This window comes from Variovorax paradoxus B4, from assembly GCF_000463015.1.
Lineage (GTDB): Bacteria > Pseudomonadota > Gammaproteobacteria > Burkholderiales > Burkholderiaceae_C > Variovorax > Variovorax paradoxus_E.
Genome location: NC_022247.1, coordinates 2,598,338 through 2,618,723, shown reverse-complemented (window position 1 = coordinate 2,618,723; position 20,386 = coordinate 2,598,338). Strand labels below are relative to the sequence as shown.

Below are 20,386 nucleotides of genomic sequence, written 5' to 3'. Positions count from 1 at the left end.
GCCAGCGCGCAATGCGTTGGCCGGACGGTTTTTTGCTGTCATAATCTCCCACAGATCACCGGGCCCTTCGAGGTAACCGGTTCGAGTTCCCCGGTTTGTGAGGCAGCTCTCGCCTCACATCAAACCTCCCCCGTTTTTCCGATCGATTGCCCCGCAAGGGGTCATTCCATGCACTTAAACGAACTCAAGGCACTCCACGTGTCTGAAGTCCTCAAGCAGGCTGAAGCGCTTGAGATCGAAAACGTCGGCCGCATGCGCAAGCAGGAGCTGATGTTCGCGATCATCAAGAAGCGCGCCAAGGCCGGCGAACAGGTCTTTGCCGACGGTGTGCTCGAAATCCTGCCTGACGGCTTCGGCTTCCTGCGCAGTCCCGACACCAGCTTCACGGCCAGCACGGACGACATCTACATCTCGCCGAGCCAGGTGCGCCGCTTCAACCTGCACACCGGCGACATGATCGAAGGCGAAGTGCGCACGCCCAAGGACGGCGAGCGCTACTTCGCGCTGACCAAGCTCGACAAGGTCAACGACGGTCCGCCCGAGCAGAACAAGCACAAGGTGATGTTCGAGAACCTGACTCCGCTGTTCCCCAAGGAACAGATGAAGCTGGAACGCGACGGCGTCAAGAGCGACGAGAACATCACGGGCCGGATCATCGACATCATCGCCCCCATCGGCAAGGGCCAGCGCGCCCTGCTGGTGGCGCCGCCCAAGAGCGGCAAGACGGTGATGATGCAGCACATCGCCCACGCAATCAGCGCCAACTACCCCGAAGTGCACATGATGGTGCTGCTGGTGGACGAGCGGCCTGAAGAAGTGACCGAAATGCAGCGCACCGTGAAGGGCGAGGTCATTGCCTCGACCTTCGACGAGCCCGCGGCGCGCCACGTGCACGTGGCCGAAATGGTGATCGAGCGCGCCAAGCGACTGGTCGAGCTCAAGAAGGACGTGGTGATCCTGCTCGACTCGATCACCCGCCTCGCCCGTGCCTACAACAACGTCGTGCCCTCGTCGGGCAAGGTGCTGACTGGCGGCGTCGACTCCAACGCGCTGCAGCGCCCCAAGCGCTTCCTGGGCGCCGCGCGCAACGTGGAAGAAGGCGGTTCGCTGACCATCATCGGCACCGCGCTGATCGACACCGGCAGCCGCATGGACGAAGTGATCTTCGAAGAGTTCAAGGGCACCGGCAACTCCGAAATCCACCTCGACCGCCGCCTGTACGAAAAGCGCGTGTTCCCGTCGATCCAGCTCAACCGCAGCGGCACCCGCCGCGAAGAACTGCTGCTGGCGCCCGAGATCCTGCAGAAGACCCGCATCCTGCGCCAGCTCATGTACAACATGGACGAGATCGAGTCGATGGAGCTCATGCTCAAGAACATGAAGGCGACCAAGACCAATGTCGAGTTCTTCGACATGATGCGTCGCGGCGGCTGAGCACCACGCTCGCCGCAAAAGCGCGTTGGCCCTCGGGTCAACGCGCTTTTTTCATGGGCGTTCGACGATGCGGATCGCCCGGCCTTCGGCGGCGCTCTGCTGGCCGATGTCGAGCAGTTCCATCAGCGCGACGGCCTGCTCGGGAGGCACTGGGTTCGGACCGTTGCCCAGGATCGCATCCCGCACCGCGACGTAGTACTCGAGGTAGTTGCCGGCCCGCGTGGGCCATATCCGGCGCTGCGGCTCGCCGCCGTCGCTGCCGGGCACCACGAGTTCGCCGTCTTGCGGGTCGGCGCCCCACCCTGCAATCGGCGGCCGCTGGCCAGCGCGCAGCGCGTCTTCCTGCGGATCGACACCGTGCTTGATGTAGCTGCCGCGCGTGCCGTGCACGATGTAGCGCGGCGCGGCATGGGCCGCGAGCGTCGTGGCGTGCAGCACCACGCGCAGCGGCGCATGCGGGCCGCTTTCGTAGCGCAGCACGGCGTGAAAATAGTCTTCGACCTGCGCCCCGTCGCGCAAGGCCGCGGTGTCGAGCTGCAGCGTGTCGGGCATTCCGAACAGCTGGACCGCCTGGTCGACCAGATGGGAGCCCAGGTCGACCCAGAGGCCCGCGCCCGGGACCTTCTGTTCGCGCCAGCGGTCGCGCACCTCGGGGCGAAAACGGTCGAAATGCGACTCCAGGTACACCAGCCGGCCGAGTTCTCCACTGGCCAGTACGTCCTTGAGCGTGAGGTAATCGGCGTCGAAACGCCGGTTCTGATAGACGGCCAGCACGCGATTGTTGCGCCGAGCCAACAGTTCGAGTTCCCTGGCTTCGGCCACGTCGAGCGTGAACGGCTTGTCCACCACCACGTGCTTGCCGGCCTCCAGGGCCGCCTTGGCGACCGGATGGTGCTGGGCGTTGGGGGTGGCCACCACCACCAGGTCGATGTCCGACCGGCCTACGAGCGCGGCGGCGTCGGGCACCACCGCCACGCCGGGCCAGTCGGCGTGGACCTTGTGCGGACGGGAACTCGCCACGGCCGCCAGTTCGAGCCCCGGCACGGCCGAAAGCACCGGCGCATGGAAGGTCTGGCCGGCAAAGCCATAGCCGACGAGGCCGGCGCGCAAGGTTCTCGAAGTCATCTGGAGGGCCGTCCTTCGCTCAAAACGAGACAGTATGCGATAATCGACGGCTCCGCGAAAAGTGCAGCCGGGCGTCTTGCCCAGCGATTTCCTCACCGGAACGGCTTGCCCCTGTTGGGCACGCTTGTGGCTCTCGCATCGACCCCAAAGGAAAGACCATGGCAAAAGAAGGCATCCACCCGAATTACCGCGAAATTCTGTTCGTCGACATGTCGAACGGCTTCAAGTTCGTGACCCGTTCGTGCGCGAACACCAAGGAAATGGGCAAGACCGACGACGGCCGTGAACTGCCGCTGTTCAAGCTCGACACCACGAGCGAATCGCACCCGTTCTACACGGGCACGCAAAAGTCGGTCGACAACATGGGCGGTCGCGTCGAGAAGTTCCGCAACCGCTTCGGCAAGACCACCGGCGCTGCTTCCAAGTAAAGCACGCGCTTTCGCATCGAGGGCAGCCCGGTTTACCGCGCTGCCCTTTTTTTCTTTCCCAAGACCGACGCTCCTTCTCTCCCTGTGAATCAGCCCACTCCCGCGATCGTTGCCCAGAGCGCCGTGCGCCGATTGCCGCGCCTGGCACTGCTGCTGCTGTGCGCCGCCTACCTCCTGCCGGGCCTGATGGGGCGCGGCCCCTGGAAGAGCGCCGACATCACCTCCTTCGGCTACATGGCCGAACTGGCACGCAACACCGAAGGCATCGCTCGCTGGTTCGATCCCATGCTGCTGGGCCTGCGGCCCGAAACGCCGGCGCTCATTCCCTACTGGATCGGCGCCTGGGCCATCAAGATCGCACCGTCCTGGGTGCATCCCGACCTGGCGGTGCGCATTGTCTTTGCGCTGCTGCTCTGGGGCACTTTCACCGCCACGTGGTACGCCGTCTACTACCTCGCGCGCACCTCGCGGGCCCAGCCGGTGGCCTTCGCCTTCGGCGGCGAGGCACGGCCCACCGACTACGCCCGCGCCATCGCCGACGGCGGACTGCTGGCGCTGATCGCCTGCCTGGGCCTGGCCCAGCTGGGCCACGAAACCACGCCGGCGCTGGCGCAGCTGTATTTCGCATCGCATCTCTTCTATGGCGTGGCGGCATTGCCCTACCGCCGCGCCGGTCCGGTCATTGCATTGCTGGTCGGGACCATCGGCATGACCTTGAGCGGCGGTCCCACGGTCGGCCTGGCACTGGCGGTGGGCAGCGCGCTCTTCATCGCCTACGAGCGGCGCACCGCCGATGCCACGTCCGACGAAAGCCCCGGCTATACCCGGGGTGCGCTCGCCACGATGATCGCGGCCGCGCTGGTGGCCGCCGCGCTGGCCATCGGGCTGGGTTTGCTGCAGTGGAAGATCCAGTTGCCGGGCCATCATCCGAGCAGCACCTCGGTGCTGGGCGATCTACGCAGCCAGGCCAAGCTGCTGGTGTGGTTCACCTGGCCGGTCTGGCCGCTCGCGATCTGGACGCTGTGGCGCTGGCGCCGCCAGCTCACCGCGCGCCATGTGGCGCTGCCGTTCTGGTTCGCGCTGGTGCCGCTGGCCGCGACCTGGACCACCGACTATTCAGACCGTTCGCTGCTGCTGGCACTGCCCGCACTCGCCACGCTGGCCGCCTTTGCCCTGCCGACTTTCCGGCGTAGCGCGGCGGCGCTGATCGACTGGTTCAACGTGCTGTTCTTCAGCGGGCTGGCCGTGCTGGGATGGATCTACTGGATCGCGATGCAGACCGGCGTGCCGCCCAAGCCGGCGGCCAGCGTGGCGCGGCTGGTACCCGGGTTCGTGCCCGAGTTCTCGGCCATCCCGTTCGTCCTGGCGCTGGCTGCAACCATCACCTGGTGCTGGGTGGTGCGCTGGCGCACCGGGCGCCATAGGGCGGCGCTCTGGAAAACGCTGGTGCTGCCGGCCGGCGGCACCGCGCTGTGCTGGATGCTGCTGATGACGCTGTGGCTGCCTTCCATCGACTACGCGCGCAGCTATGCACCACAGGTGCGGGCGGTGGCCGAGCGGGTCGGGCAGCCGAGCTGCATTGCCGAGCTTGCGTTGAGCCGGGCGCACATCGCGGCACTGCGGCATCACGGCCAGTTCAACCTGCAGCCGCTGCTGCTCGGCACCGATTGCCCCTGGCTGCTGGTCAGCCCCGAAACCATCGAGCGGCTGCACACCATCATTCGCCTGGAGCACTGGCGTTTCAGCGGCACCCTGCGGCGGCCCAGCAGCGCGACCGACGACCTGTTGCTCTACCAGAAGATTGCGCCGTAGCAAGTGATCGGCGAACGAAGCCTGATTGCGCGGCACGCCGGCACGGTGCTGGTGGGCCAGCTGGCGGTGATGGCATTCGGCGTGACGGACACCATCGTGGCCGGCCGCTATTCCGAGAACGCGCTCGCCGCGCTGTCGGTGGGCGCGGCCGTCTTCATCAGCGTGTTCGTCTCGCTCATGGGCGTGCTGCAGGCGCTGCTGCCGGTCTGGGCAGAGCTGCACGGCGCGGACCGAAGAAGCGAAGTCGGCCGCTCCGTGCGGCAGTCGCTTTACCTGAGTGCCATCACCATCGCGATCGGCATGGCCGTGCTGCTGCTGCCGGGCGCGGTGCTGCGCTGGACCCAGGTGCCGCCCGCCATGCGCGGCGAAGTGGAAACGTACCTGGCGGTGCTCGCCTTCGCATTGCCGCCGGCCCTGCTGTTTCGCCTGTTCAGCACCCTGAACCAGAGCCTGGGCAAGCCGCAGGTCGTGACCTGGCTCCAGCTGGGCTCGCTGTGCGTGAAGCTGCCGTTGTCGATCTGGTTCGCCTTTGGCGGCGCCGGCTTGCCGGCCATGGGCCTGGTGGGTTGCGCCTGGGCCACGCTGTGCGTGAACTGGGCCATGCTGGCCTGCGCCGTGTGGCTGCTGCGCAGCAGCACCTTCTACCGCAACTACCGGCTCTGGGAACGCATCGAGGCGCCCGACTGGCGCCAGATCCGCCAGTTCGCGAGCCTGGGCATACCCGGCGGCCTGGCCGTGCTGGTCGAGGTGACCTCGTTCACCTTGATGGCACTGTTCATTGCGCGCCTCGGCACGGCCGCGGCCGCCGCGCACCAGATTGCCTCGAACCTGCTGGCGGTGGCCTACATGGTGCCGCTCTCGCTGGCCATTGCCACCAGCGCGCGCGTGAGCTTCTGGCTCGGCGCCGGGAATGCGGCCAAGGCCCGCCGCGCCTGCCGCATGGGCTTCGAACTCACCGCCCTTTGCGCATTGTTCTTCGCAGGTGTCATGGTGGCGCTGCGCTTCAGGCTGGCCCACGTGTATTCCGACAACCCGGCAGTGATAGCGCTCGCCGCGGCGCTGCTGCTGGTGGTGGCGACCTATCACTTTGCCGATGCGCTGCAGACGCTGTGCGTGTTCGTGCTGCGCAGCTACCGCGTCACGCTGGTGCCGCTGGTCGTCTATTGCACGCTGCTCTGGGGCTTTGGCCTTGGCGGCAGCTACCTGCTGGCCTACCGCGGCCTGGGGCCGTGGCCCGCAATGCAGTCGCCGCTGGCGTTCTGGCTCATGAGCGCGGGCGCGCTCGCGGTCACGGCCTTGCTGTTCGGCGCGCTGCTGCGCTGGACGATGCGCCGCTCGCTTCGCTAGCAGCCGCGCTCAGCCGCGCTTCCCGCACGCGGGTCGCCGGGAACACCAGTGCGAAACGCGAGCCCTTGCCCACCGTGCTCTCGATCCGCAGCTCGGTCCCATGCCGCTGCGCAATGTGCTTCACAATGGCCAGGCCCAGGCCGGTGCCGCCCGTTTCCCTGGAGCGGCTGCGATCGATGCGATAGAAGCGCTCGGTCAATCGCGGAATGTGCTCGGCGGCAATGCCGGGGCCGGTATCGCGCACCGCGTATTCGCCACGCCCGTCGGGCAGCAGACGCCAGCTCACCGCGACCTCGCCGCCGCCGGGCGTGTAGCGGATGGCGTTGCTCAGCAGGTTCGACATCGCGCTTTGCAACTCGGTCGGCGCGCCCGAAATCTCGGATTCGGCGTCGATGCTGAAGGAAAGGCGGTGGCCCTGCGGCGCGAGCCGGCCCGACAGCCCCCGTCCCTCGTCTTCACACTGCGCGAGCAGCGCACGGATGCGGATCCACTGGTTGCCCGATGGCGCCGCGCTGCCCTCGAGCCGCGAGAGCGTCAGCAGGTCGTTGACCAGGGTTTCCATGCGATGCGACTGCTGGCTCATGAGCGAGAGATAGCGCGCACGCTCGTCCGCATCGAGCGGCAGGTTTTGCAGGGTTTCGACAAAACCCGCCAGCACGGTGAGCGGCGTCCGGATCTCATGCGACACGTTGGCGACGAAGTCGCGCCGCATGGCTTCCGCCTGCTCGACCGCCGTGATGTCGCGCGTCAGCAGCATGCGGCGATTGCCCGCATAAGGATGCACCTGCACCGACAGGCGCACCGGATGGCTGCGCTGGTGTCCCTGCCCCGGGCCGGAGGCATCGATGACCACGTCGCGGCTGTAGTTCCACGACGCCAGGTAGGCCACGAAGGCGGGGTCGCGGACCAGGTTCGCAAGATGCTGCAGCAGATCCCGCTCGGCGTCGATGCCGAACTGGCTGGCCGCCGTCTGGTTGCACCACTCGATGCGGCCCTGCTCGTCGAGCAGGATCACGCCGTTGGGAGACGCCTGGATGGCGGCCAGGAATTCCTGCAGGCGGTCTTCGGCTTGCCGGGTCTGCTGTTCGCGGTCGCGCAGCAGCTTGCGAATGCGCTCCGAGAGCTCGCCCCACACGCCGGCGCCGCGTGTCGGCAGGCCCGCCGCATTGTTGCGCAGCACCTTGAGCAGGCGCTCGGCCCGCCACGCATCGAGCGCGAGCCACAGCACGGCGCCCAGCCAGGCGCCCAGCCATCCGAATTTCCAGCCGAAAATGGCTGCAGCGCCCGCTCCTATCGCAAGGGACGCTATTAGAAATGTAGCAATACGGAAAGGCATGGCGGGCGATTATCCGCGCCCGCGGCCCGTGAAAGCAGCGGGACTCAAACCGTGACTTGGGCCGTCAGGCGATAACCCGCGCCGCGCACCGTCTCGACCATCGGCGAGGCGGCACCCAGCGATTCGCGCAGGCGCTTGACGTGCACGTCGACCGTGCGTTCCTCGATGTAGACGTGGTCGCCCCAGACCTTGTCGAGCAGTTGCGCCCGGCTGTGCACGCGCTCCGCGTGCTGCATCAGGTAGGCCAGCAGCTTGAACTCGGTCGGCCCCACCTTGAGCGCGTTGCCCTGCCAGGTGACGCGGTGCGTGGCGGTGTCGAGCGCGAGCTCGCCGATTTCGACCCGTTCTGTGACCACCTCGGGCGCGCGGCGGCGCAGCACGGCGCGGATGCGCGCGAGCATTTCCTGGGTCGAGAACGGCTTGGTGATGTAGTCGTCGGCGCCCGCGTCGAGGCCGGCCACCTTGTCGGGCTCGTCGCCGCGCGCGGTGAGCATCAGGATCGGAACAGCCTTGGTACGCGGATCCTTGCGCCACTGGCGCGCGAGCTGCAGGCCGCTCTGGCCCGGCAGCATCCAGTCGAGCAGGATCAGGTCCGGCAGGAAGGCGTCGATCTCGCGTTGCGCTGCCGCGCCGTCTTCCGACCAGATCGGCTCGAAGCCGTTGTGGCGCAGGTTGACGGCGATCAGCTCGGCGATCGAGGACTCGTCTTCGACGATCAGGACTCGGGGTTTCTTCATGCTTTCTTGAGAGACTTGCGCTCGCTCTGTTACTGCAGCGCCGATTCGATCTCTTGCATCGAAGTGTGCCGCACATCGGCGCCCTTGACGATGTAGATGATGAACTCGGCGATGTTCTTGGCGTGGTCGCCGATGCGTTCGATGGCCTTGGCCAGGAACAGCAGGTCGAGGCTGGCCGAGATCGTGCGCGGGTCTTCCATCATGTAGGTGACCAGCTTGCGTACGAAGCCGTCGAACTCCTTGTCGATCAGGTCGTCGTCCTTCAGGATCGACAGCGCCGCGGCCGTGTCCAGCCGCGCGAAGGCGTCGAGCGCGGTGCGCAGCAGGCCCGAGGCCAGGTCGGCCGCGATGCGCAGCTCGTTCGAGGGCAGCGCGCGGGCCGAACCGCTCTCGATGATCGACTTGACCATGCGCGCGATCTTGTTGGCCTCGTCGCCCACGCGCTCGAGGTTGGCCGTGGTCTTGGAGATGGCGATCAGGAGGCGCAGGTCGCGCGCCGTCGGCTGGCGTCGCGCGATGATCGACGACAGCTCGCGGTCGATCTCGATCTCCATGGCATTGACGCGCGTCTCTGTTTCCATCACGCGGTCGGCAGCCTCGGGGTCGAACTGCAGCAGCGCGTAGACCGCCTGGTGGATCTGCGCCTCGACCATGCCGCCGAGCTCCATCACGCGCGACGAAACGCCGTTGAGTTCGCTGTCGAACTGGGTGGAGAGATGTTTTTCAGTCATGTGAGCTCCTTGGCATCAGCCGAAACGGCCGGTGATGTAGTCCTCGGTTTCCTTGCGCTGCGGCTTGAAGAACATCTGCTCCGTCGCGCCGAATTCGATCAGGTCGCCCAGGTACATGTACGCGGTGTAGTCGCTGCACCGTGCAGCCTGCTGCATGTTGTGCGTCACGATGACCACGGTGTACTCGTTTTTCAGCTCGGCAATCAACTCTTCGATCTTTGCGGTCGAGATCGGGTCGAGTGCGGAGCAGGGTTCGTCGAGCAGCAGCACTTCGGGCTTGATGGCAATGCCGCGTGCGATGCACAGGCGCTGCTGCTGGCCGCCCGAGAGGCCCGAGCCGCTTTGCTGCAGCTTGTCGCGCACTTCGGTCCACAGCGCCGCCTTCTTGAGCGCCCACTCCACGCGGTCGTCCATTTCGCTCGCGCTCAGATTCTCGAACAGCTTCACGCCGAAGGCAATGTTGTCGTAGATCGACATCGGGAACGGCGTGGGCTTCTGGAACACCATGCCGACCTTGGCGCGGATCAGCGCCACGTCCTGCTTGGACGTGAGCAGGTTCTCGCCGTCCAGCGCGATGGTGCCCTCGGCGCGCTGCTCGGGGTAGAGCTCGAACATGCGGTTGAAGGTGCGCAGCAGGGTCGACTTGCCGCAGCCCGACGGGCCGATGAAGGCCGTCACCTTGTTCTCGGGGATCTCGAGGTTGATGCCCTTGAGCGCATGGAACTTGCCATAGTAGAAGTTCAGGTCCTTGACCGAGATCTTCGAGCGCGACGGTTGTGCGACGGTGTTTGGCATGGTTGCTACTTCTTCTTGAATCAGAGTTTGTTGCGCGTGAGGACCCGCGCCAGGATGTTGAGGGCAAGCACGGCCACGGTGATCAGGAACACGCCGGCCCAGGCCAGCTGTTGCCAGTTTTCGTACGGGCTCATCGCGAACTTGAAGATCGTCACCGGCAGGCTGGCCATCGGTTGCGTGACATCGGAGGTCCAGAACTGGTTGCTCAGCGCCGTGAACAGCAGCGGCGCGGTTTCGCCCGCGATGCGTGCCACCGCCAGCAGGATGCCGGTCACCACACCCGCGCGTGCAGCCTTCAGCGTGATGCTGATGATGACTTTCCACTTCGGCGTGCCGAGCGCATAGGCCGCCTCACGCAGCCCCGGCGGCACCAGTTGCAGCATGTTCTCGGTCGTGCGGATCACCACCGGAATCACGATCAGCGCGAGCGACAGCGCGCCGGCCAGGCCCGAGAAGCTCTTGAACTGTGAGACCACCACCGCGTAGACGAACAACCCGATCACGATCGATGGTGCCGACAGCAGAATGTCGTTCACGAAACGCGTGATGCTCGAGAGCATTCCCTTCGGGTTGTACTCGGCCAGATAGATGCCGGCCATGATGCCGATGGGCGTGCCCACGAAGGTGGCCATGGCCACCATCACCAGCGAACCGAAGATCGCGTTGGCGATGCCGCCCGATTCGTTCGGCGGCGGTGTCATTTCGGTGAACGTGGCAATCGCCAATCCGCCAACGCCCAGGCGCAGGGTTTCCCACAGAATCCAGACAAGCCAGAACACGCCGAACGCCATGGCGGCGAGCGACAGAGTCAGCGCGATGATGTTCACGCGCTTGCGGCTCGCAAACTTGGCCGCCCGGGTTTCATCGAGCGCCTGGGCGCTCAGCAAACGTTCGGCAGTGGTCATGATTTCGTGCCCTCGCTCTTCTTCATCTTCGCCAGCAGGACCTTCGACAGCGACAGCACCACGAAGGTGATGAAGAACAGCACCAGGCCGAGATACATCAGCGACGCCTGGTGCAAGCCCTCGGCCGCTTCTGCGAACTCGTTGGCGAGAACCGAGGTAATGCTGTTGGCCGCCTCGAACATGGAGAGCGAGTTGAGCTGGTTGGTGTTGCCGATCACGAAGGTCACGGCCATCGTCTCGCCGAGCGCGCGGCCGAGGCCGAGCATGATTCCGCCGATCACGCCGGCCTTGGTGTACGGCAATACCACCTTGGAGACGACCTCCCAGGTGGTCGAGCCCAGGCCGTAGGCCGACTCCTTCAGCAGTGGCGGCGTGACCTCGAACACGTCGCGCATCACCGATGCGATGAACGGAATGATCATGATCGCGAGGATGATGCCGGCCGACAGGATGCCGATGCCCACCGGTGGGCCAGACACCAGCGCGCCCAGATAGGGCACGCCTTCAAACAGTTTTTGCAGCGGCTGCTGCACATAGGTCGACAGGATCGGGCCGAAAACGAGCAAGCCCCACATGCCGTAGACGATGGACGGCACCGCCGCGAGCAATTCGATGGCGGTGCCGAGCGGGCGCTTCAGCCACGCAGGCGACATTTCGGTCAGGAACAGCGCGATCCCGAAACTCACGGGCACCGCAATCACCAGCGCGATGATCGACGTGGCGATCGTGCCGTAGATCATGACAAGGCCGCCGTACTCGTTCTGCACCGGGTCCCAGACGCTGCTGGTGAGAAAACCGAGGCCGAACTTCGAGATGGCAGGCCAGGCGCCGGCCAGCAGCGACAGCAGGATGCCGACCAGAAGGCCCAGGGTCAACAACGCTGCCCCCATGGCAGCCCAGCCAAAGAGGCGATCGGTGCCCGCGCCGGTGCGAGGACGCTTCGCCGGCGGCGGATTGATGGACGCGCGAGCGCGCTCGACCGAGAGATCGAGCGCGGAATTGTTGGCGGGAAAGGTGGATGACACAGGTCGCTCCGTAGCCGTTTCAGCGGGCGCGCTGCCCAGTGGTGTGCTGCTCATGCGCGCCCTGCCGCTTTACTTGAATGCGACGGGCTTGCCCGAAGCGTCCTTGATCTCGCCCCACGCCTTGGCGATGGTGCCCTTGACGGTGTCGGGCATCGGCACGTAGTCGAGGTCGTCGGCGGTCTTGTCGCCGTTCTTGTAGGCCCAGTCGAAGAACTTGAGCGCGGCGGTTGCCTGGGCCGGCTTGTCTTGCGACTTGTGCATCATGATGAACGTTGCACCCGAAATCGGCCATGCGTCCTTGCCGGCCTGGTTCGTGAGAATCTGATAGAAGCTCTTGCTCCAATCGGCACCTGCGGCGGCGGCCTTGAACGCGACATCCTCGGGCGCAACGAAGTTGCCCGCGACGTTCTGCATCTGGGCGTACACCATCTTGTTCTGCTTCACGTAGGCGTACTCGACGTAGCCGATCGAATTGGGCAGGCGGTTCACGAAAGCTGCAACGCCTTCGTTGCCCTTGCCGCCGGCACCCGTGGGCCAGTTGACTGCAGTGCCCTCACCCGCCTTGGCTTTCCATTCGGGGCTGACCTTGCTCAGGTAGTTCGTGAAGATGAAGGTGGTGCCGGAGCCGTCGGCGCGGCGCACCGGAGAAATCGCGGCATCGGGCAGGCTCAGCGAACCGTTCAGCGCCTTGATCGCCGGATCGTTCCATTTCGTGATCTTGCCAAGGTAGATGTCGGCCAGCACGGTGCCATTGAGCTTGAGTTCGCCGGGCTTGATGCCGGGGACGTTGATCACCGGCACCACGCCGCCGATCACGGTCGGAAATTGCATCAGGCCCTTGGTCTGGAGTTCCTCGTCCTTCAGCGGCATGTCGGAAGCACCGAAATCGACCGTCTTGGAGTCGATCTGCTTGAGGCCGGCACCCGAGCCGACCGACTGGTAGTTGATCTTGACGCCTGTGGCCTTGTTGTAGTCACCCGCCCACTTGGCGTAGAGCGGCGCCGGGAAGGTCGCGCCAGCGCCGGTCACGTCTTGTGCGAAGGCGGGAACATGGGCGAAGGCTGCGGCCACGAGGCCGGCGGCTGCAAATTTGAACGTCGTTTTCATGAAAGCTTCCTTTAGAAGTAAGAAGTAGTCCCTTTCGGGCTTGGAACGGACTCTAGAAAGCTTGTGTGACATCGGTGTGACACTCCGCTGTCGAGGGAAAATGGCGCTGTTTCCCCCATGGCTTGTGTGACGTTGTCACACAACCGTCATTCGCCGCGCCTAGCCTTCCGAGCCTCGCCACCGGCGATTCGGGAGGCCGCGCGCCCGCCACGGCGCTACGATCAAAGACACCGCCTTCTTCACGACAACTACATGCAAAACGGCACCCGCCTCGCCGCAGTCGATCTCGGCTCGAACAGCTTCAGGCTGGAAATCGGACAGGTCGACCACGGCCAGATCCACCGCACCGAGTATCTGAAGGAAACGGTGCGCCAGGGCAACGGCCTCGACAGCGCCCGCAACCTCACGGCCGAGGCCATGCAGCGGGGTTGGGACGCGCTCGCGCGTTTCGGCGAACGGCTGGCCGGTTTCAAGCGCTCACAGGTGCGCGCCGTCGCCACCCAGACACTGCGCGAGGCACGCAACCGCGAAGAGTTCCTGCTGCGCGCGCGCACCATCCTGGGGTTTGGCATCGACGTGATCCCGGGCCGGGAAGAAGCCCGCCTCATCTACCAGGGCGTGTCGCACATGCTGCCGCACACCGACGCCTCCGACCGCGAACGCCGGCTGGTGGTCGACATCGGCGGGCGCTCCACCGAAATGATCATCGGCCGCGCACTGGACGCCGAGCTGATGGAGTCGTACCGCGTCGGCAGCGTCGCTTGGTCGATGAAACATTTTGCGGAAGGCCTCTTTACCCAGAGCGCGTTCCGCGCCGCCGAGGTGGCCGCCAAGGCGGTGCTCGACGACGCGCTGTCCAGCTACACCCGCGACCAGTGGGACGTGGCCTACGGCGCCTCCGGCACCATCGGCGCCGTGGGCGACGTGCTGGCCGCGGCGGGCGGCGAGCCGGGGCTCATCACCCGCGACGGCCTCGACTGGCTGGTCGACCGCCTCCTGAAGGCCGGCAGCACCGACAAGCTGCGCATCGACGGCATGCGCGAAGATCGCAAGCCCGTCATCGGCGGCGGCGTGAGCGTGCTGCGCGCGGTGTTCGACCTGCTCGACATCGAGGAAATGAGAGTCGCCCAGGGCGCGCTTCGCCACGGCGTGCTCTATGAACTGCTGGAGCGCGACGAGAGCGTGGCCGACATGCGCACGGCCACCGTGGCGCGGCTGGCGAGCCGGTTCGCGGTTGATGCGACGCAGGCCAGGCGGGTGGGCGAAACCGCGGCGGCCCTGTTCGTGCAGCTCACTCCCGCAGCGCGCGGCGGCAGCCCCGGCAGCCGCGCCGGGCGGGCGCTGCGCAAGCTCGGCTGGGCGGCCCAGCTGCACGAGATCGGCACGCTGGTCTCGCACAGCGACTATCACAAGCACGGCGCCTACATCCTCGACAACACCGACGCCCCCGGCTTTGCCGTCAACGAACTGCACGCGCTCGGCCAGCTGGTGCTGGGCCAGCGCGGAAAGCTGCGCAAGCTCGACGCCGCGCTCGAGGACGAGACCTTCGTGATGCAGCTGCTGTCGCTGCGCCTGGCGGTGATCCTGTGCCATGCGCGCCGCGATCCCGATCCGCGGGCGCTGCATCTTGCGGCGCTGGGCGCCAGGGCCTTCACGATCGCCTGCGCGCCCGACTGGGCCGAGGCCTATCCGCAGTCCGCGCACCTGCTGCGCGAGGAAGTGCTGGCCTGGCAGAAGACCAGCAGCTGGCGCGTGGAGCTCAGCGGGGCCTGAGCCGCGTCACTTCGCGTCGAGGCCGGCGGTCCGGGTGGTTTCCGCAGAGACCGTGCGTGGCTGGTCGCCCCCGAACATGCCGGCGTAGGCAGGCTGCACGACCCGGTCCAGCCCCTGCTTCAGCCCCTTGTGAGCCACCGCGGTGTCCTTGAGCAGGCCCTCGTAGCTGAAATAGGTGGGCTCGCTCACGTCGGCGGTATGGGCCGTCTGGTGCACGACGGACTGCCGCTCGTCCCTGAGCAGCTGCTCCACCGAGATGAAGGGCTTGAAGCTCGAGGTCGCATCGGCTGCGCCGTACGCCGTGGTGATCCGCAGGATCAAGGTGCTGTAGCCGGGCGTGGGCTGGAGTTCCGGCACCTTCATCTCGCTAGCCGCTCCGGTGGCGCGCATGAAAGGCGTCAGCTTCACTTCGCGGCCGCTCTCCCGCAGGCGCGCCGCCAGCTGCTCCGCGAACTGCCTGTTGAGTGCCATGGTCGCGCCGCTGTTTCTCACTGCGGCCGTGAACTCCTTGCTGCGCTGGTCGGTCCGGGCGGCCATCGTCATCCGGCTGTTGGTGTCGATGGTGAGAGCCAACAGTGCGCCAATGGGCCCCAGAAGCAGCCCGGCGAAGCCTGTCAGCCCCGAACCGCCGCCATCCGTGACGATCAGCTGGTCGTCCTCGTTGTAGATGAGTTCGACCTTCGCAGCCGACCGGGTGGCGTCCTGGCGGGCCTGCAGCGTGGGCTGGGACGTGTTTGCCGCGCACCCTGCCAGAAAGGCTGCAGCGACAAACAGGGGAGTCAGCTTTGTCAACGACGTGCGCGCGTCTTCGCGCAGCAGGTTCACGACGCTTCTTGGCAGCGGGTTGAGAAGTTTCATGCGTGTTCCCCAGTGATGTGGCCGATCGGCACCGCTTCTTTTCCCTCATCGGGCCAAGGCGTCTTGCCGTGGAGTCACTGTAGGAATCGAGCCGCCAGCGCACATGAGCGGTGCGCACTTTCTCCAGGGAGACAAGCGCCCCGCCGCCTCTGCCCGCGGCCATGACAAAGCGCCTGCCCGAAAGTGTCGGGTGCGGCTATCCGAGCCGCTTCACTTCGCGTCGAGGCCGGCGGTCCGGGTGGTTTCCGCACCGGCCAGGCGGGACGGCGCGTCTTCACCGAACATGCCGGCATAGGCCGGCTGGACGATCCGGAAAAGCCCTTGCCGCAGGCCGTCCTGGGCCTTCGCCGTGTCCTGCAGCAGGCCGTCGTATGCCAGGTAGGCCGGCTCCTCCAGGTCGGAGGTATGGGTGGTCTGGTGGAGAACGGCCTGCTGCTCGTCCCGGAGCGACTGCTCGATCGCCACGAAGGGCCTGAAGCTCGATGTCATGTCGGGCGCTCCGTAGGTCGTGGTGACCCGCACGATCAATGTGCTGTAGCCGGGGGTGGACTGAAATCCAGGTACCTGCATCCGGGCGAGCTCGCCGTCAACGCGCGCAGCGGGTGTCAGCTTCACTTCGCGGCCGCTGGTCCGCAGGCGCGCCGCCAGTTGCTCCGCGAATTGCCTGTTGAGCGGCATCGCCCCGCTGTTTTTCACGGCGGCCGTGAACTCCTTGCTGCGCCGCTCGATGCGGCTGGCCATCGTCACCCGGGTGCCGACCTCGACGCCAAGGGCCACCAGCGTGCCTACAGGTCCGAAAACCCCGGCCCAGCCCACGATGGCGGAGCCGCCGCCATCCATCACGGACAGCTGGTCCTGCGCGTTGTAGACGAGTTCGATCTTCGTGATCGACCGGGTGGCGTCGTGGCGAACCTGCGGCGCAGGCTCGGGCGTGTTCGTGGCGCATCCAGCCAGAAGGGCTGCAGCAGCCAGCAGGGAAACAAGCGTTTTCATGGGGCATCCGCGGTGAAGACGGCGGCAACAGCACCCGACACCCGTCGCCCGGAATTCCGCGGCACACAAGGCAACTTGCTGTGCAATCGCCTTGTGGTTGTAAGTTATCAATGCATTTGTGACCAAATGCATCTGGCGCAGCCATTGTGCCTACATATCGCAGCCGCGCCCCTCGGTTTACGTCAATTAGTTTACAAATCCGGGCAAATTTTCAACCCGGATCGCGCTTCAAAGAAGCTCGGGCGACTGCACCGTGACCACCACGGTCTGCACGTCGCCATCGCGTTCGCGCGTGCGGATCCACCAGAGCGAACCCTTGCGCACCGGACAGCTGTCCTGCTTCAGGCCAAGAAGGAGCGAAATCGCCTGCCCTACCGAAGGCTGGTGCCCGACCATCAGCACCACCGACTTGCCATTCGGCCAGCCGGCCGCGGCCAGCATCGCTTCGGCCGTGGTGTCGGGTGCGAGTTCGGCGCGCAGCTTGTATTTGCGGCCGAGCGCGAGCGCGGTCTGCTCGCAGCGCCGCGCGGGGCTGCAGATGATGCGCGTGCCGTCCGGCAGTTGCCGGTCGAGCCAGCTTGCCATGCGCTTGGCCTGCTTCTCGCCGCGCGCAGTGAGAGAACGCTGCAGGTCGTCGCAGCCTTCGGTCCAGTCCTCGGCTTCGGCATGGCGCCAGAAGATCAAGTCCATGGTTATCGTCTTTCGATCGTCAGTTGCTGGATGCATCGGGGTGATGGCCTCGCGATGCATATCGGTTCATGAGTGCGGCCTGCGCGCCGTGCGACTCGACGACGGGTGACGCGCCCGCGTCGCCGGAGTGGGTGTCATGGTCGACGCGCGTGTAGATGCCGTCGCCGCCCAGGTCCCAGGCGTCGCGGCCGTCGTGCAGGTAGGCGACCAGGCATTCGTCGATCAGGCGCTGGCGAAGGCTGGGGTCAGTCACCGGCCAGGCCAGCTCGATGCGCCGCATCATGTTGCGGTTCATCCAGTCGGCGCTCGACAGGTAGAGCGACTCTTCCTCGCCATTGCGAAAGTAGAAGACACGCGAGTGTTCGAGAAAGCGCCCGATCACCGACCGCACGCGGATGTGGTCCGTCAGGCCCGGCACCTGCGCGGGCAGCGTGCATGCGCCGCGCACGATGAGGTCGATCTTCACGCCGTTCTGGCCCGCGCGCATGAGCGCGGCGACCAGCTGTTCGTCGGTCAGCGCATTCATCTTGGCAACGATGCGCGCGGGCACGCCGGTGGCAGCGGCCAGGCTCAGCGCGTCGATCTGCGCGATGAGGTTCTTGTGCAGGTCGAACGGCGCCAGCCACATGCGATTGAGCTTGGGCAGCCGGCTCTGGCTTGCCAGATGCACGAACACCGCCTCCATGTCGGCCGTCAGCAGCGGGTCGGCCGTCAGGTGGCTGATGTCCGTGTAGAGCCTGGCGGTACGCGGGTTGTAGTTGCCGGTGGAGAGATGGCCGTAGCGGCGCATCTGCTTGCCCTCGCGGCGTGTCACCAGCAGCATCTTGGCGTGCGTCTTCAGGCCCACCACGCCATACACCACCTGCGCGCCGATCGACTCGAGCATTTCGGCCCAGTTGATGTTGGCCTCTTCGTCGAAGCGGGCCTTGAGCTCCACAACCACCGTCACTTCCTTGCCGCGGCGCACCGCTTCGCGCAGCAGGTCCATCAACTCCGAATCGGTGCCGGTGCGGTAGATGGTCTGCTTGATGGCCAGCACCTGCGGGTCCAGCACGGCCTCGCGCAGGAACGCGAGCACGCCGTCGAAGCTCTCGAAGGGCTGGTGGATCAGCACGTCGCCGAACTGCAGCCGCTCGAAAAACGACTGCGCCGGCGACAGCGTGACGGGATAAGAGGCAGCGTACGGCGGAAAAAGCAGCTGCGGCTCCTCCAGCAGATCGATCAGCTGGGTCAGGCGGGCCAGGTTGACGGGGCCGTGCACGCGGTAGAGCGCCTGCGCGGGCAGATTGAATTGCGCCAGCAGGAAGCTTGCGAGCGACTCGGCGCAGCTGGCCGAAACCTCGAGCCGCACGGCCTGTCCGTAGTGCCGGTGCTGCAGCCCCTGGCGCAATGCGGTGCGCAAGTTCTTGACGTCTTCCTCGTCGACCGCCAGATCGGAATGTCGCGTGACGCGGAACTGCGAGAAATCGCCCACCTCCCGCCCGGGGAACATGCCGGGCAGATGCGCCCGCACCACGCTCGAAAGCGCAACGAACAGCGTCTTGCCGTCGGACACCTTGGCCGGCATGCGGATCACGCGCGGCAGCACGCGCGGCACCTTCACGATCTGGATCGGGTTCTCGCGCCCGAAGGCATCCTTGCCACCGAGCCGCACGATGAAGTTGAGCGACTTGTTGGCCACCTGCGGAAACGGGTGCGCCGGGTCCAGCCCGACCGGAATCAGCAGCGGGCGCACTTCGCGCTCGAAATATTCGCTGACCCACTTGCGCTGCGCCGGATTGCGTTCGCCGTGCGAAATGATGTGGATGCCGTGCTTTGCAAAGGTCGGCATCAGCTCGTCGTTGTACAGCGCGTACTGGCGCGCCACCAACGTATGGGCGGCCTCGGCCAGCCGCTCGAACGATTCGATCGTGTAGCTGCCCTTCTGCTCGCCGGCGCTGCTGGCAATCAGGTGTGGCGCGGCACGGACTTCGAAGAACTCGTCGAGGTTCGACGAAACGATGCAAAGATACCGCAGGCGCTCGATCAGCGGCACTTCGGGCCTGCGGGCCCAGTCGAGCACGCGCTCATTGAAAGACAGGATGCTGTGATCGCGGTCGAGCAGCGCGGGTGCCGCGGCCGCAAGCGCCCGGTCAGCGGGGGCAGGTTGCATGGGCACTGATTCTGGAGCAAGCGGCACGGGAGCACATGAAGGCTGAAATATGACAGTGTCACCCTCATTTGTGACGCTTTCATGACGACTCTGTGACGCCCGAGGGCCGCCTTTTGTCGGCCCCGCCTCGGGCAATGAGGCGAATGGCCCGGCACCGGGCCGGGCGGCCGCCGGCTTCATGCGCCGAGGAAGTGCTTGCGGTAGCGCGCCGGCAGGTCGTCGATGCGCATCAGCATCGGCAGGTCCGCCGTGTTGAAGTCCGGGTCCCAGGCCGGAGCGCCCAGCACCTTGGCACCCAGGCGCAGGTAGCCCTTGATGAGCGCGGGCGGCTCCACGTCGAGTCCGCCGTCGAGCCGTTCGACCGGCAGCGGCAGGCGCGGCTGCACCTGGTATTGGATCGGCGCCATGTGACTGGCCGACAGCTGACGCCAGATGCTGGCCGCCGCATCGCCGCTGGTCACGCCGTTGTGCGACATGGGAATGCTCGCGCAGCCGATCATGGTGTCGAGCTTGTTGCGATGCATGAAGCCCGCCAGCGCGCCCCACAGCGCGAGGATCACGCCGCCCTGTCGATGGTCGGGATGCACGCAACTGCGGCCCAGCTCGACCATGCGCTCGCGCAGGTCGCGCAGCCGGGTCAGGTCGAACTCGGTGTCGCTGTAGGTGCTGCCCACACGCCGGGCCTGGGCCGGCGTGAGCACGCGGTACGTACCGATCACCTGCTGGGTCAGTTCCTCGCGCACCAGCAGGTGCTCGCAGAAGTCGTCGAACAGGTCGATGTCGTGGCCTGCCAGCGGCGTGCTCACGCGGGCGCCCATTTCGCCGACGAACACCTCGTGGCGCAAGCGCTGCGCGGCGCGCACGTCGTCCAGGTGGCGCGCCCAGCTCACGGTGATGCCTTGCCTGGCATCGACGACCGGCGGCACCAGCACGGCAGCGGGTGCCTCTGGCACCGACGCGGGCGCGGTTGCAGGGGTGGGCCACAGGGCGGCGCGCAGTCCGATCTGCGACAGCGGAAACGTCGGGTTGGGCAGTTCTTTCATGGAGACCCTTTCTGCTGAGGGAGTCTCTGCACCCGCGGTGAAACCGGTATGTCAGCGGCATTGCATTTGCATGACGGTGTTACCGCTTGTTTTGG

At 66.1% G+C, this 20,386-nt stretch carries 18 protein-coding genes; 5 read left to right on the top strand and 13 right to left on the bottom strand.

Going from position 1 to position 20,386, the window contains the following annotated elements; all coding sequences use genetic code 11:
* Window positions 1-168: 168 nt before the first annotated feature.
* Window positions 169-1,434, top strand: coding sequence for a transcription termination factor Rho (gene rho / locus VAPA_RS12115; RefSeq protein ID WP_021007063.1), 1,266 nt, complete (start codon window positions 169-171; stop codon window positions 1,432-1,434).
* A 51-nt stretch (window positions 1,435-1,485) separates the two neighbouring features.
* Here the strand turns inward: rho and VAPA_RS12110 are convergent, their stop codons facing one another.
* Window positions 1,486-2,559: an oxidoreductase gene (locus VAPA_RS12110; protein WP_021007062.1), complete on the bottom strand. Its 1,074-nt coding sequence runs from the start codon at window positions 2,557-2,559 to the stop codon at window positions 1,486-1,488.
* 158 nt (window positions 2,560-2,717) lie between these two features.
* Here VAPA_RS12110 and VAPA_RS12105 point away from each other — a divergent pair, with 158 nt between their 5' ends.
* The 3 genes from VAPA_RS12105 to VAPA_RS12095 all read left to right on the top strand — a co-directional run bounded on the left by VAPA_RS12105 (window position 2,718) and on the right by VAPA_RS12095 (window position 6,146).
* Window positions 2,718-2,987, top strand: a complete 270-nt coding sequence (locus VAPA_RS12105; RefSeq protein WP_007836661.1) for a type B 50S ribosomal protein L31 — start codon at window positions 2,718-2,720, stop codon at window positions 2,985-2,987.
* Between the two features lie 84 nt (window positions 2,988-3,071).
* Complete coding sequence (locus tag VAPA_RS12100; protein ID WP_021007061.1) at window positions 3,072-4,799, top strand: hypothetical protein; 1,728 nt, start codon at window positions 3,072-3,074, stop codon at window positions 4,797-4,799.
* Window positions 4,800-4,802: 3 nt separating this feature from the next.
* A complete protein-coding gene (locus tag VAPA_RS12095; protein ID WP_021007060.1) occupies window positions 4,803-6,146 on the top strand; it encodes an MATE family efflux transporter in 1,344 nt (447 codons plus the stop codon).
* Here the strand turns inward: VAPA_RS12095 and phoR are convergent.
* From phoR to pstS, 7 genes are read right to left on the bottom strand one after another with little or no spacing between them, the layout of a single operon-like run.
* Window positions 6,088-7,482 (bottom strand): phosphate regulon sensor histidine kinase PhoR, encoded by a 1,395-nt coding sequence (phoR, locus tag VAPA_RS12090; protein ID WP_021007059.1) that lies wholly within the window; start codon window positions 7,480-7,482, stop codon window positions 6,088-6,090. The two genes, VAPA_RS12095 and phoR, sit on opposite strands and share 59 nt — an antisense overlap.
* 44 nt (window positions 7,483-7,526) lie before the next feature.
* Window positions 7,527-8,219 (bottom strand): phosphate regulon transcriptional regulator PhoB, encoded by a 693-nt coding sequence (gene phoB / locus VAPA_RS12085; protein WP_021007058.1) that lies wholly within the window; start codon window positions 8,217-8,219, stop codon window positions 7,527-7,529.
* Between the two features lie 29 nt (window positions 8,220-8,248).
* Entirely contained in the window at window positions 8,249-8,950 is a 702-nt protein-coding gene (gene phoU / locus VAPA_RS12080; protein WP_021007057.1) for a phosphate signaling complex protein PhoU, read from the bottom strand.
* Window positions 8,951-8,965: 15 nt separating this feature from the next.
* Window positions 8,966-9,745, bottom strand: a complete 780-nt coding sequence (pstB, locus tag VAPA_RS12075) for a phosphate ABC transporter ATP-binding protein PstB (protein WP_021007056.1) — start codon at window positions 9,743-9,745, stop codon at window positions 8,966-8,968.
* A gap of 20 nt (window positions 9,746-9,765) precedes the next feature.
* Complete coding sequence (gene pstA / locus VAPA_RS12070; RefSeq protein WP_021007055.1) at window positions 9,766-10,650, bottom strand: phosphate ABC transporter permease PstA; 885 nt, start codon at window positions 10,648-10,650, stop codon at window positions 9,766-9,768.
* Window positions 10,647-11,729 (bottom strand): phosphate ABC transporter permease subunit PstC, encoded by a 1,083-nt coding sequence (gene pstC / locus VAPA_RS12065; protein ID WP_021007054.1) that lies wholly within the window; start codon window positions 11,727-11,729, stop codon window positions 10,647-10,649. Before pstC ends, pstA begins: the two co-directional genes overlap by 4 nt.
* A gap of 15 nt (window positions 11,730-11,744) precedes the next feature.
* Window positions 11,745-12,782 (bottom strand): phosphate ABC transporter substrate-binding protein PstS, encoded by a 1,038-nt coding sequence (gene pstS, locus VAPA_RS12060; RefSeq protein ID WP_021007053.1) that lies wholly within the window; start codon window positions 12,780-12,782, stop codon window positions 11,745-11,747.
* Window positions 12,783-13,034: 252 nt separating this feature from the next.
* Here pstS and VAPA_RS12055 point away from each other — a divergent pair, with 252 nt between their 5' ends.
* Entirely contained in the window at window positions 13,035-14,555 is a 1,521-nt protein-coding gene (locus VAPA_RS12055; protein WP_021007052.1) for a Ppx/GppA phosphatase family protein, read from the top strand.
* Window positions 14,556-14,561: 6 nt separating this feature from the next.
* On the opposite strand, the gene VAPA_RS12050 is transcribed toward VAPA_RS12055, so the two are convergent.
* From VAPA_RS12050 to VAPA_RS12030, 5 genes are all read right to left on the bottom strand, one after another.
* Window positions 14,562-15,413 (bottom strand): hypothetical protein, encoded by an 852-nt coding sequence (locus tag VAPA_RS12050; protein WP_021007051.1) that lies wholly within the window; start codon window positions 15,411-15,413, stop codon window positions 14,562-14,564.
* A gap of 210 nt (window positions 15,414-15,623) precedes the next feature.
* Window positions 15,624-16,406 carry a hypothetical protein gene (locus tag VAPA_RS12045; protein ID WP_021007050.1) on the bottom strand — a complete coding sequence of 261 codons (783 nt, stop codon included), beginning with the start codon at window positions 16,404-16,406 and terminating at the stop codon, window positions 15,624-15,626.
* A gap of 228 nt (window positions 16,407-16,634) precedes the next feature.
* Window positions 16,635-17,096: a SixA phosphatase family protein gene (locus VAPA_RS12040; RefSeq protein WP_018906136.1), complete on the bottom strand. Its 462-nt coding sequence runs from the start codon at window positions 17,094-17,096 to the stop codon at window positions 16,635-16,637.
* A gap of 19 nt (window positions 17,097-17,115) precedes the next feature.
* Window positions 17,116-19,428 (bottom strand): polyphosphate kinase 1, encoded by a 2,313-nt coding sequence (ppk1, locus tag VAPA_RS12035; RefSeq protein ID WP_041946097.1) that lies wholly within the window; start codon window positions 19,426-19,428, stop codon window positions 17,116-17,118.
* Window positions 19,425-20,291 (bottom strand): GNAT family N-acetyltransferase, encoded by an 867-nt coding sequence (locus tag VAPA_RS12030; protein ID WP_021007048.1) that lies wholly within the window; start codon window positions 20,289-20,291, stop codon window positions 19,425-19,427. The genes ppk1 and VAPA_RS12030 overlap by 4 nt, the downstream gene beginning before the upstream one ends.
* Window positions 20,292-20,386: the final 95 nt, after the last annotated feature.